Here is an 11332-nt window from a genome sequence, read left to right on the forward strand (position 1 = left end):
TACTGTTCCGATGAGTTTTGTATGATCGTGCCCGGAAATTGGGGGAACCATCATGCTGGAATCATTAGTGACTTTACTGTCGAGCGGAGCAGCTGAAAGCCACACGCCACAAACTGCCGTTGCGGCGGTATTATGTGCGGCGCTGGTTGGGCTGTTTAGCTAGCAGGGTGAAATGTAAAAGCCGGGTAGCGGCTTCGCCTTACCCGGCTTTGCGCCTTAAATCACCCGTGAAAACTGCTGCATACGCGCCTTCTGGCGCAGATACGCGTCAAAGCACATGCAGATATTACGGATCAACAGACGCCCTTTCGGCGTGACCTCAATCGCGTTCTCCGACACATCCACCAGCCCGTCTTTCGCCAGCGGCGCAATCAGCTTCAGGTCTTCCGCAAAATATTCGCTGAATGTCAGATCCCACTGTGCTTCCACGTCGCTAAAGTCGAGACGGAAGTTGCAGATAAGCGCCTTAATCACATCACGACGAATGCAGTCGTCACGGGTCAGCGCGATGCCGCGCCATAGCGCGTTGCCGGTTGCATCAACCTGCTGGTAGTAGAGCTTCAGCTCTTTCTGGTTCTGCGCGTAGCAGTCACCGATCATGCTGATGGCGGAGACACCCATGCCGAGCAGATCGGTATCGCCCTGAGTGGTGTAACCCTGGAAGTTGCGGTGCAGAACGCCGTCACGCTGGGCAATCGCCAACTCGTCATCCGGACGGGCAAAGTGATCCATGCCGATAAATTGATAGCCGCTCTCGGTCAGAGAGGTGATGGTTTCCTGCAGGATATCCAGCTTCTGCTGGGCAGAAGGCAGATCGGCATCTTTGATTTTGCGCTGGGCTGCGAATAGCGTCGGCAGGTGCGCGTAGTTAAAGACGCTCAGGCGGTCCGGGCTAAGTTCAGCCACGCGCTTCAGCGTGAAGGCGAAGCTCTCCGGCGTCTGCTTTGGCAGGCCGTAAATCAGGTCGATGTTGGTCGAGGTAAAGCCGATGTCACGCGCGTGGTTGAGTAAGGCGAAGATAAACTCTTCGTCCTGCTCGCGGTTGACCAGACGCTGCACCTCTTTATTGAAATCCTGCACGCCCATGCTCAGACGATTAAAGCCTTCGGCGCGTAAGTGATCCAGTACATCCAGCTCAATTTCACGCGGATCGACTTCGATCGAGATTTCAGCGTCGTCGTTAAAATTGAAATTTCCGCGCAGCAGCGTCATCAGGCGGCTTATTTGCGCCTTATTGAGATACGTTGGCGTGCCGCCCCCCCAGTGAAGCTGGCTGACGTGACGACCTTTAAATAGCGGCGCGCGGTGCACAATTTCCTGTTCGAGCGCATCGAGGTATTGGTCGGCTTTATGCTGCTGACGGGTCACGATTTTATTGCAGCCGCAGAAGTAGCAGAGCTTATGACAGAACGGAATATGGACGTAGAGCGACAGCGGACGCTCTGGATAGCGCGCGACGGCCTGCTGAAAATCCTCCTCGCCGAAGGCATCGGAGAACTCCAGCGCGGTGGGGTATGAGGTATAACGCGGCCCGGAATAGTTATACTTCTGGATTAGGGCCAAATCCCAGTCGATAGTTGGTGCTGACATGCTCACTCCTTCCGTTGGTGTCGCGTTCGTATACGGCGGCCCGTTCTGGCCCCATCGCGGGCCATCATTCGGGTGCGCAGCCACTTCTGTCGCCGCGACAACCGCCGTAGTTTAACGAATAACCACACCAGATAACATATAACCGGAAGGGTTATAAGCAGGACTATCGTGCCTGCCGGATGCAAATGTTAGTTTCCACCTTTCAGAAGACGCATCATATCTTCCTGCTTTTCTTCTTCCTCTTCGTCGTCTTCGTCATCGTAAGACAGACCCAGCTTCTGCATCAGCTCATCAATGCGGTCCAGTTTGGCATCTACCCATGACTGCTCTTCGGCGGTCAGGGTTTCACCCTCTTCAAGACGTTCCAGCAGCGCGTCCAGGCGCTCATCGTTCTCCAGCATATCCAGCTCAGCCTGCGGTGAAAGCATAGGTTTCTCGCTCTTTGGTTTGTGCTGCTTAGTGACCGGGGTGTCTGTCACGCCCAGTGGAATGGGAGTTTTACTGCCGATACGAGGGTCTTTCTGCTGTTTGCCTTTTGCAGAGGCGCCCGCTGCACCACCGCCGTTGGCACGGCTACCCGCAGCATGGCCACGATGTTTTTTATCGCGTTTGCGATCGCGCGCTTCCTGATTCAGTTCTTCGCGCGTTTTGCGGCGTGCTTTTGCAGGGCGTTTCGCGCCCGCAGCGGAGGTCGGTTTTTTCATGATGTTTTATCTTTAAGTCGTTTTCTTCAGTATAGAATTGCGGCGAAATCTAGCAGAAAGCAAGCAAAGAAAAAAGGCGACAGAGCAATCTGTCGCCTTTTTTCCTGACTCACAACCCTTAACGGGTCAGACATTCCATGTTTACCAACAACACACCCTGTTTATCCTTTGGCTGATACCGTCCGTGTATGGTTCCATTTCCTGTTAAAACGCCTCCAGGCGCTGGTCGTCCTGACTATCCTGCGTCTTCGCCTCCTGGCGCTCCTGACCCTAATCCTTAAGTCGATTTCCTGTTGGCTTCCTCGCCTTGCCGCATACTTTACCTTGTTCCGTTAAACTAACAAGCAACGAAACGGTACAAATACAGATTTTCAGATAATTACCTGGAAATAAGCTTATGATTTAAAACAGTTTGCATTTTTTGACGTCTGCGAATTCTCTGAAATCTCCCATAGCAACATTAGCCGATCTCTTACAGCCGTTTGGGCATTCGCCCGCAAGCCTCGTGCAATGAGAAAAGCCTTTTGCCCGCATTCGGGTATAATCCCTCCAGATTACGATTTTTGGAGACGACCACGTGACTACCTGGAACTACCAACAGACGCATTTTGTCACCAGTGCGCCCGATATTCGCCACCTGCCTTCTGATACCGGTATTGAAGTGGCATTTGCTGGCCGCTCAAATGCGGGGAAATCCAGCGCCCTGAATACGCTGACCAATCAGAAGAACCTGGCACGTACCTCAAAAACACCTGGCCGTACCCAGCTGATTAACCTCTTTGAAGTGGCTGAAGGTAAACGCCTCGTAGACTTGCCGGGATACGGCTACGCGCAGGTGCCAGAAGAGATGAAGATCAAGTGGCAGCGTGCGCTGGGCGAATACCTGGAAAAACGCATGTGCCTGAAAGGTCTGGTGGTGCTGATGGATATTCGTCACCCGCTAAAAGATCTCGATCAGCAGATGATCGACTGGGCCGTAGCAAGCGATATCGCCGTGCTGGTGCTGCTGACGAAAGCCGACAAGCTGGCAAGCGGCGCGCGTAAAGCGCAGGTGAATATGGTTCGCGAAGCGGTACTGGCCTTCAATGGCGATGTACAGGTTGAGCCTTTCTCTTCGCTGAAAAGACAGGGCGTGGACAAGCTGCGTCAGAAGCTCGACAGCTGGTTTAACGAGCTGGAACCCGCGACGGAAGCGGAAGAAGAGTAATACCGAGCGCGGCGATGTCCGCGCTTTTTTTTGTCCGAACTTTTCTTTGCCGCAATAAAAAACGCCCCAGTCATTACTGACTGGGGCGGCTAAAATATTCAGCCAAATCCGATTACGTGAAGTAAAAGGTCTGAAAGATAGAACATCTTACCTCTGTACCCTACGTCGATAACTCTACCCCTTTTTTTGCTGTAGAAAAAGCACTTTTTGTAGTTTTTTTTCATTCTTTACATAGGGAATTCTAATGATCGTCACAAAACGCGCGTTGTTATGTTGCTAACTTACATAAAAAGCGCGTTATTCACAGAACCTTTAGTGAGCCTGATCCCAGTTTTCACCACTTCCCACTTCCACCAGCAACGGCACGTCTAGCGTCATGCTGCTTTCCATCAGTTCGTGGATCTTCTTCGACACGGCGTCGAGGTCGTCCTTGTGCACTTCAAATACCAGTTCATCGTGTACCTGCATGATCATTTTCACGCGCGGCTTCTCTTTCTCCAGCCAGGCATCAACAGCGATCATTGCGCGCTTAATAATGTCCGCCGCAGTACCCTGCATCGGGGCGTTGATCGCCGCACGCTCTGCGCCAGCGCGGCGCGCCGCGTTGCTGGATTTGATGTCCGGGAGATAGAGACGACGGCCATCCAGGGTTTCAACGTAACCTTTCTCTTTCGCCTGCGCGCGGGTGCGTTCCATATATTCCAGAACGCCCGGATAACGCTCGAAGTAAAGATCCATATACTTCTGCGACTCTTTGCGCGGAATGTTTAGCTGGCGTGAAAGGCCAAACGCGCTCATGCCGTAGATTAGACCGAAGTTGATCGCTTTTGCACTGCGGCGCTGTTCGTTGGTCACGTTGTCCAGCGGTAAACCAAAGACCTCCGCCGCGGTCGCCCGGTGGATGTCTTTTCCTTCCGCAAATGCCGTCAGCAGACCTTTATCGCAGGACAGGTGCGCCATAATGCGCAGTTCAATTTGCGAGTAGTCAGCCGAGACAATCAGGTAGTCATCAGGGGCTATAAAGGCCTGACGAATGCGGCGCCCTTCCTCATTACGCACCGGAATGTTCTGCAGGTTAGGATCGGTTGACGAGAGACGCCCGGTTGCCGCTACCGCCTGATGATACGACGTGTGCACACGGCCCGTTTTCGGGTTGATCATCAGTGGAAGTTTGTCCGTGTAGGTAGACTTCAGCTTCGCGAGACCGCGGTACTGCAGAATCACTTTTGGCAGCGGGTAGTCCAGCGCCAGCTCTTCCAGCACCTCTTCAGAGGTTGACGGCGCGCCGCCAGGGGTTTTCTTCAGCGGCTTGATGCCCTGCTTTTCAAACAGAATGGTTTGCAGCTGCTTCGGTGAAGAGAGGTTAAACGGCTCGCCTGCAAGCTCATGCGCTTTCTGCTCGAGCTCGGTCAAACGCTGCGCGAGCTCGCCAGAGTGGTTATGCAGCACCGTTGGATCGATCTTAACGCCATTGCGTTCGATACGGGACAGAACGGGCACCAGCGGCATTTCAATATGCTGGAATACGTTCAGCGGACCTTCGTGCTTCTGCAGTTTCGGCCACATCTTCAGATGCAGTTGCAGCGTGACGTCGGCATCTTCCGCCGCGTAGCGCCCTGCTTCTTCAAGAGCAATCTGGTTAAAGGTGAGCTGATTTTTCCCTTTACCGGCAATCTCTTCAAAGGTAATGGTTTTGTGCTTGAGCCAGCGGTCAGATAAGGAATCCATATCATGGCGGCCCGCCACGCTGTCCAGAATGTAGGATTCGAGCATAGTGTCAAAGGCAATCCCGCGCAGCTCAATGCCGTAGTTCTGCAGAATGCCGCGGTCGTACTTGAGGTTTTGACCAACCTTCAGCGCCTTTTCGTCTTCCAGAATCGGCTTCAGTAGCTCGAGCGCGCGCTCGCGGGAGATCTGCTCCGGCGCATCCAGGTAGTCGTGCCCCACGGGAACGTAGGCGGCAATACCCGGCTCTGTCGCAAAGGACAATCCCACCATATTGGCTGAGATGTTGTCGAGGCTGTCTGTTTCGGTGTCAAAGGCAAAGACCGGCGCTTTTTTCAGTTTCTCGATCCAGGCGATCAGCTGTGACTCTTCCAGAATGGTTTCGTAGTTGTCGAAGGAGAGCGCTGCGGCTTCTTCTTCCGCCTGATCTTCGGCATCAACGACAATCGTCTCTTTCGGCTTAGCAGCAGGTTTGGCCCCTTTAGCCTGCAGCCATTTACCGGCTTCCACGTCAGTGGTCCAGCGCTTGAATTCGTATTTCTTAAACAGGCTCAGCAGGTCGTCAGCGGAAGGCTGTTGCACTTCCAGCTGCTCACAGCCCAGCTCCAGTTCCACATCGGTTTTGATTGTTGCCAGCTTATAGGAGAGATAAGCCACCTCTTTGTTCTCTTCCAGCTTCCCGGCCATGGTTTTTGCGCCACGGAAGGAAAGTCCGGCGATTTTTTCTGGTTCCGCGTAGAGCGTGTCAAGACCACCCAGCCCCTGAAGCAGCGCCTGCGCGGTTTTTTCACCGACGCCAGGAACGCCAGGAATGTTATCCGAGGAGTCGCCCATCAACGCGAGGAAGTCGATAATCAGCTCTGGCGGCACGCCATACTTAGTGACTACTTCTTCTGGCCCCAGAATGGTGTTGGTCATGGTGTTGATCAGGGTAATACCTGGCGTCACCAGCTGCGCCATATCTTTATCACCGGTGCTGATCAGCACCGGACGGCCCATTTTTTCAGCTTCGCGCGCCAGCGTACCGATGACGTCGTCGGCCTCCACGCCAGAGACGGCCAGCAGCGGCAGGCCCATTGCTTTCACCATGGCGTGCAGCGGCTCAATCTGCGCACGCAGATCGTCAGGCATTGGCGGACGATGGGATTTGTAATGTTCAAACAGTTCATCGCGGAAGGTTTTGCCTTTCGCATCAAAAACGACAGCCGCATGGGTGGGCTGATATTGAAGAATCAGGCTGCGCAGCATATTCAGCACGCCGTACATCGCGCCGGTAGGTTCCCCTGCGCTATTGGTCAGAGGAGGAAACGCATGGTACGCCCGATACAGGTAAGAAGAGCCGTCGACGAGAATAAGTGGGTTTTCTGGGATCTGAACCATAATGTCCGTGCCTTTAATCAATTTATGCGTAAAGGATGCCACAGAAGGATGAAAACATCAGTTATTCAGGTTCGATACAGGAAAAGATTTTGCGATCGTGAGGATCGCTCGCAAAATTCAAACTGTGGATAAGTTTGTGAATATTTTCACTTCAAATGAAAAACAGATACTAAAAGCAGGCACGCGTTGATAATAAATTATTAAATATCATAATGTTAACAACTAACACTGCATGAAAATAGCCTGCTGATGGCAATTTAGTCTATGTGGATATAAGTCCTGATTAGCGCACAATAATAGAGAAATCTTCTGCTTCAGGGGAAAAGCCGTCTATTGACGATATGAAAGCGCCATAATTTTGTCACTTTTCTGATAAAATCAGCCCCCAGCGCCGTATCATCGGCGGGTCCATTAAAGCTAACCACCTGAAAAAGCTCATCATGTCGAGATTGCTCGCTGCAATAACATTACCGCTAAGCATCATTTTAACAATTCTGGTGACGATTGCGTGTTCTGTGCCAATCATTATCGCCGGGATCGTTAAACTGCTGCTGCCTGTGCCTGCGGTGTGGCGATCCGTCTCTGCGTTTTGTAATTTCATGATGTATTGCTGGTGTGAAGGGCTAGCGATCCTGCTGTGCCTGAATCCGCATCTGAAGTGGGATGTCGAAGGGCTGGAGAGCCTCAACAAAAAGAACTGGTACCTGCTGATCTGCAATCATCACAGCTGGGCGGACATCGTGGTGTTATGCGTGCTTTTTCGCAAACATATCCCGATGAACAAGTACTTCCTGAAGCAGCAGCTCGCCTGGGTGCCCTTTATCGGGCTGGCCTGCTGGGCGCTCGATATGCCGTTTATGAAACGCTATTCGCGCAGCTATCTGATTCGTCATCCGGAGCGTCGCGGTAAGGATGTGGAGACCACGCGCCGCTCCTGTGAAAAGTTTCGCGCACATCCAACGACCATCGTGAACTTTGTGGAAGGCTCACGGTTTACGGAAGATAAACGTCAACAAACACGCTCCCCTTATCAGAACCTGCTTCCGCCAAAGGCGGCGGGTATTGCGATGGCGCTTAACGTGCTGGGTGCACAGTTCGATAAACTTCTGAACGTTACGCTCTGCTATCCGGAAAATGACAGGACGCCATTCTTCGATATGCTCAGCGGCAAGCTGACTCGCATTGTTGTTCGGGTGAATTTAGTGCCGATCGATGCCGGGCTGCACGGTGACTACGTTAACGATAAGAATTTCAAACGTGGTTTCCAGCAGTGGCTTAATACGCTCTGGAAAGAGAAAGACGAACAGATAGACAGCATTAAATCTTCATACAAAAACGCCGGTCAGTGACCGGCGTTTTCATATCAACGAAATTACTTCTTCTCAACCAGATATTTCACGGTATCAGCATACTGCTGTACGAAAATATCCATGCTGCTGGTGTCCATGCCCTGCATGTTCAGCTGATATTTGCCGTTAACAAACATCGCCGGAACGCCCTGAAGCTGCAGATCAGCAGCCGCTTTTTCCTGCTGAGCAACCAGAGATTTCACTACAAAGCTGTTCCACGCGGCGTCGTACTCTTCACCTTTCACACCGGCATCAACGAACACTTTGCGGATATCCGCAGTGGTCTGAACGGTCTGGGTTTTCTGTACGGCCTCGAACATTGGAGCAGTGATTTTATCTTCCACGCCCAGCGCCATCGCAACCGCCCACGCCTGAGTCAGGTCTTTACCCAACGGGCCCAGGAATTCAACGTGGTACTTGGTCATTTTGGTGCCTTCCGGCAGCTTTTTCTTCACGTTGTCAGAAACATGCAGCACCTCTTCGAATTGATAGCAGTGCGGGCAATAGAATGAGAAGAACTCCAGAACCTGTGGCTCGCCAGCAACCGGCTTTTCCAGCGTGATAAACTGTTTACCGTCGGTAAACTGCGCAGCAGAAGCGCTAAATGCCAGAATCATACCTGCCAGCGCCAGCCAAATTTTTTTCATGATTAACTCTCTCCTGGGTGTGTCCAATTAATACATCGGCGTTAATTGCAGAGGGGGTTCCTGAAGAACCTTAACCTGCTGAGTGAATGTAGATATCTGGCTGCGCCAGTAATCTTCTCCGGTAAGCCACGGGAAATTACGAGGAAATGCGGGATCGTCCCAACGCCTGATTAACCATGCGAGATAATAAACAAAACGCATCGCACGTAAAGGCTCAATCAGGGCAATTTCGTCTGAATTAAACGGGCTAAATTCTTCATAGGCTTCAATAATCGTTTCAAGCTGCATGCGCTGCTCGGTTTTGTCGCCATTGAGCAGCATCCACAGATCCTGAACCGCTGGTCCCAAGCGCGCATCGTCGAGATCGACAAACAACGGCCCATCGCGCCAGAGAATATTTCCGGCATGACAATCGCCATGCAGGCGCAGAACGGAAATATCATCACGCCAGCAGGTTTTCACCGCAGCAATAAGCTTATCGGTGGCGTTGAGGAAATCATCCTTTAACGCAGCGGGGATCAGCGCAGACGTTTCGAATATCTGACGTGGTTCGGTGAGATATTCATGAATCCCGATCGTTGGTCGGGCAGTGAACGCTGTTTTACGTCCCGTCTGATGAATGCGTCCCAGATAGCGAGCAACCCACTCCATCTGATCGATATTATCCGCTTCAAACTGGCGGCCACCCAGACTGGGGAATACGGCGTAGTAAAACCCTTCATGCGTGAGCAGCGTTTGGTTATTGAACTTTATCGGTGCGGCAACGGGGACGTCATCAACCAGCAGATCGTGAGCAAACTGGTGCTCCTCCTGAATTTGCTGTGCAGACCAACGTTCAGGGCGATAGAACTTTACGACGAAGCGCTGACGATCCTCGTCCTGAAATTGATAGACGCGGTTTTCGTAGCTGTTTAACGGAGTTAGCCCGGAATCCACACGAATACCCTGTTCAAACAGGGCATCCATAATGGTATCCGGGTGTAGTGTCTGGAAAGTAAAAGCCTGGTCGTTCATCCGATCATCCGGAAATTATACGAATGATTCAGGATATCATCTTGTAGCGATTTCGGTGGCTCCGCTTACAAGCTTTTACTCTTTAATTACGCCTCGGGCGCGCAGCAATGCAGTTTTAAAATCTTCCTCATAATCCTTCTGAATACCAGGAATAACAGCATCTTTGGCTGAGTCGCGCATTTTGAGGTGGTAGATCAGGATGTCGTCAGAAAGGTCTGCCAGATCGCCGTCAAAACCTGACTCTTTTGCCAGTTTCTGTAAGAATTGCATCAGATTCAGCTCTGGCTCTTTTTGCCAGGCTGGCTGGAGGAGTTCAATGACTTCATTCAGACGTTTACATTTCATGGTGGTGCTCCTTTCATTTAGAGTGACACGTTAGCAGGGTCAATCCCACAATAAAAGAGGCGATATTCGTGAATCTTAGCCTGGAAATCACTGGGGTCGTTCTGGCAGGCGGCAGAGCTACGCGGATGGGCGGGGAAGATAAAGGACTACAGCTCCTGAAAGGCAAGCCCTTATGGCAGCATGTCGCTGATACGCTTGTCGATCAGGTATCGGCAATGGCGCTGAGCGCAAATCGCCATATCGATATTTACCAGCGCAGCGGGTTTCCCGTTTATCAGGATAATCTCGCAGATTTTCCGGGGCCGCTGGCAGGCATGCTTTCGGTGATGCAGCAGTCGCAGGGAGAGTGGTTTCTCTTTTGTTCGTGTGATACGCCTTTTATACCCACCTGCCTGGTGGAACGGATGGTGCAACAGCGAGGTGATTCACCCGTGGTCTGGGTGCATGACGGCGAGCGCGACCACCCAACTATCGCGCTCATTAACCGATCCTTGATTCCTGCTATGAGCGACTATCTGGCTTCCGGAGAGCGAAGAGTGATGGTGTTTATGCGTAAGGTCGGCGGACATACTGTTGATTTTAGCGACATGAAAACATCGTTCGTGAATGTGAACACAATAGAAGATTTACAGGCCATGCAGGAGAAGAGATGAATTCTGTTTTAGCCATTTCAGCCTGGAGTGGGACAGGAAAAACCACGTTGCTGAAAAAACTGATACCCGCACTGTGCGCCCGCGGTATTCGTCCAGGCTTGATTAAGCATACTCACCATAATATGGATGTCGATAAGCCGGGCAAAGATAGCTATGAGCTGCGCAAAGTGGGTGCCGCGCAGACAATGGTAGCAAGCAACCAGCGTTGGGCATTGATGACAGAAACGCCGGATGAGGCACCGCTGGATCTCGCGTATCTGGTGAGCCGGATGGATCATTCCACGCTGGATCTGGTGCTGGTTGAGGGATTTAAGCATGAGGCCGTGCCTAAGATCCTACTGTTCAGAAGTGATGCCGGGCACGATATCAGCGAGTTAACGCTGGATGAGCATGTGATTGCGGTGGCCAGCGATGTTGCTCTCGATATTGAGGTTCCGGTGCTGGATTTAAATGATGAGGATGGGATTGCTGAGTTTATTGTGAAGTGGTGTGCGGTCTGACTTGCCGGGTGGCGGCTTCGCCTTACCCGGCCTACGGTTTGTGCAGCGCAGAAACGCAAAAAGGCCATCCTTTCGGATGGCCTCTTCACTTATTTGATGCCTGGCAGTTCCCTACTCTCACATGGGGAGACCCCACACTACCATCGGCGCTACGGCGTTTCACTTCTGAGTTCGGCATGGGGTCAGGTGGGACCACCGCGCTAAAGCCGCCAGGCAAA

Annotated in this window: 13 protein-coding genes and 1 rRNA gene; 5 read left to right on the forward strand and 9 right to left on the reverse strand. The window is 52.0% G+C overall.

Translation table 11 applies throughout. From position 1 onward, the window contains the following. The first annotated feature begins 52 nt into the window (after positions 1 to 52). Positions 53 to 163 (forward strand): YshB family small membrane protein, encoded by a 111-nt coding sequence (locus APT89_RS24245; protein ID WP_017382667.1) that lies wholly within the window; start codon positions 53 to 55, stop codon positions 161 to 163. 53 nt (positions 164 to 216) lie between these two features. On the opposite strand, the gene hemN is transcribed toward APT89_RS24245, so the two are convergent. Together hemN and yihI are read right to left on the reverse strand one after the other, a co-directional pair. Next, the gene (hemN, locus tag APT89_RS20250; protein ID WP_047362452.1) at positions 217 to 1590 is read right to left on the reverse strand and encodes an oxygen-independent coproporphyrinogen III oxidase; all 1374 of its coding nucleotides are present in this window, start codon (positions 1588 to 1590) and stop codon (positions 217 to 219) included. 188 nt (positions 1591 to 1778) lie between these two features. Beyond that, positions 1779 to 2294, reverse strand: a complete 516-nt coding sequence (gene yihI / locus APT89_RS20255; RefSeq protein ID WP_028014895.1) for a Der GTPase-activating protein YihI — start codon at positions 2292 to 2294, stop codon at positions 1779 to 1781. 577 nt (positions 2295 to 2871) lie between these two features. Between yihI and yihA the strand changes: the two genes are divergently transcribed. Next, positions 2872 to 3501, forward strand: a complete 630-nt coding sequence (gene yihA, locus APT89_RS20260; RefSeq protein ID WP_041911761.1) for a ribosome biogenesis GTP-binding protein YihA/YsxC — start codon at positions 2872 to 2874, stop codon at positions 3499 to 3501. Between the two features lie 98 nt (positions 3502 to 3599). Here yihA and APT89_RS24840 read toward each other — a convergent pair whose 3' ends face one another. From APT89_RS24840 to APT89_RS24675, 3 genes are all read right to left on the reverse strand, one after another. Further along, positions 3600 to 3647, reverse strand: a complete 48-nt coding sequence (locus APT89_RS24840) for a spot 42 RNA, inhibition of DNA synthesis (protein WP_071892919.1) — start codon at positions 3645 to 3647, stop codon at positions 3600 to 3602. Between the two features lie 166 nt (positions 3648 to 3813). Continuing rightward, positions 3814 to 6606 (reverse strand): DNA polymerase I, encoded by a 2793-nt coding sequence (gene polA / locus APT89_RS20265; RefSeq protein WP_041911760.1) that lies wholly within the window; start codon positions 6604 to 6606, stop codon positions 3814 to 3816. 361 nt (positions 6607 to 6967) lie between these two features. After that, the gene (locus tag APT89_RS24675) at positions 6968 to 7207 is read right to left on the reverse strand and encodes a hypothetical protein (RefSeq protein WP_227013203.1); all 240 of its coding nucleotides are present in this window, start codon (positions 7205 to 7207) and stop codon (positions 6968 to 6970) included. Here APT89_RS24675 and APT89_RS20270 point away from each other — a divergent pair. Then, positions 7104 to 7955 (forward strand): acyltransferase, encoded by an 852-nt coding sequence (locus APT89_RS20270; RefSeq protein WP_223824783.1) that lies wholly within the window; start codon positions 7104 to 7106, stop codon positions 7953 to 7955. The genes APT89_RS24675 and APT89_RS20270 overlap by 104 nt on opposite strands. Before the next feature lie 23 nt (positions 7956 to 7978). On the opposite strand, the gene dsbA is transcribed toward APT89_RS20270, so the two are convergent. From dsbA to APT89_RS20285, 3 genes are all read right to left on the reverse strand, one after another. Then, entirely contained in the window at positions 7979 to 8602 is a 624-nt protein-coding gene (gene dsbA / locus APT89_RS20275; protein WP_028014899.1) for a thiol:disulfide interchange protein DsbA, read from the reverse strand. 27 nt (positions 8603 to 8629) lie between these two features. Further along, a complete protein-coding gene (locus tag APT89_RS20280; RefSeq protein ID WP_060573411.1) occupies positions 8630 to 9616 on the reverse strand; it encodes a serine/threonine protein kinase in 987 nt (328 codons plus the stop codon). Between the two features lie 75 nt (positions 9617 to 9691). Then, positions 9692 to 9961 (reverse strand): YihD family protein, encoded by a 270-nt coding sequence (locus APT89_RS20285; RefSeq protein WP_008501866.1) that lies wholly within the window; start codon positions 9959 to 9961, stop codon positions 9692 to 9694. A gap of 68 nt (positions 9962 to 10029) precedes the next feature. Here APT89_RS20285 and mobA point away from each other — a divergent pair, with 68 nt between their 5' ends. Both mobA and mobB read left to right on the forward strand, forming a co-directional pair. Further along, on the forward strand, positions 10030 to 10614 hold the full coding sequence (gene mobA / locus APT89_RS20290) for a molybdenum cofactor guanylyltransferase MobA (RefSeq protein ID WP_045630629.1): 585 nt from the start codon (positions 10030 to 10032) through the stop codon (positions 10612 to 10614). After that, entirely contained in the window at positions 10611 to 11114 is a 504-nt protein-coding gene (gene mobB / locus APT89_RS20295; RefSeq protein ID WP_041911756.1) for a molybdopterin-guanine dinucleotide biosynthesis protein MobB, read from the forward strand. Before mobA ends, mobB begins: the two co-directional genes overlap by 4 nt. Positions 11115 to 11212: 98 nt before the next feature. On the opposite strand, the gene rrf is transcribed toward mobB, so the two are convergent. Continuing rightward, a 5S ribosomal RNA gene (rrf, locus tag APT89_RS20300) occupies positions 11213 to 11328 on the reverse strand. Positions 11329 to 11332 lie beyond the last annotated feature (4 nt).

The organism is Enterobacter sp. 50588862 (genome assembly GCF_001462935.1).
In the GTDB taxonomy this organism is placed as follows: domain Bacteria; phylum Pseudomonadota; class Gammaproteobacteria; order Enterobacterales; family Enterobacteriaceae; genus Enterobacter; species Enterobacter bugandensis.

Excerpts from the sequence above, each read along its gene's own strand:
- APT89_RS24245 (WP_017382667.1), top strand. The coding sequence starts at position 53 with ATGCTGGAATCATTAGTGACTTTACTGTCGAGCGGAGCAGCTGAAAGC.
- hemN (WP_047362452.1), bottom strand. The coding sequence starts at position 1,590 with ATGTCAGCACCAACTATCGACTGGGATTTGGCCCTAATCCAGAAGTAT.
- yihI (WP_028014895.1), bottom strand. The coding sequence starts at position 2,294 with ATGAAAAAACCGACCTCCGCTGCGGGCGCGAAACGCCCTGCAAAAGCA.
- polA (WP_041911760.1), bottom strand. The coding sequence starts at position 6,606 with ATGGTTCAGATCCCAGAAAACCCACTTATTCTCGTCGACGGCTCTTCT.
- APT89_RS24675 (WP_227013203.1), bottom strand. The coding sequence starts at position 7,207 with ATGAAATTACAAAACGCAGAGACGGATCGCCACACCGCAGGCACAGGC.
- dsbA (WP_028014899.1), bottom strand. The coding sequence starts at position 8,602 with ATGAAAAAAATTTGGCTGGCGCTGGCAGGTATGATTCTGGCATTTAGC.
- APT89_RS20280 (WP_060573411.1), bottom strand. The coding sequence starts at position 9,616 with ATGAACGACCAGGCTTTTACTTTCCAGACACTACACCCGGATACCATT.
- APT89_RS20285 (WP_008501866.1), bottom strand. The coding sequence starts at position 9,961 with ATGAAATGTAAACGTCTGAATGAAGTCATTGAACTCCTCCAGCCAGCC.
- mobB (WP_041911756.1), top strand. The coding sequence starts at position 10,611 with ATGAATTCTGTTTTAGCCATTTCAGCCTGGAGTGGGACAGGAAAAACC.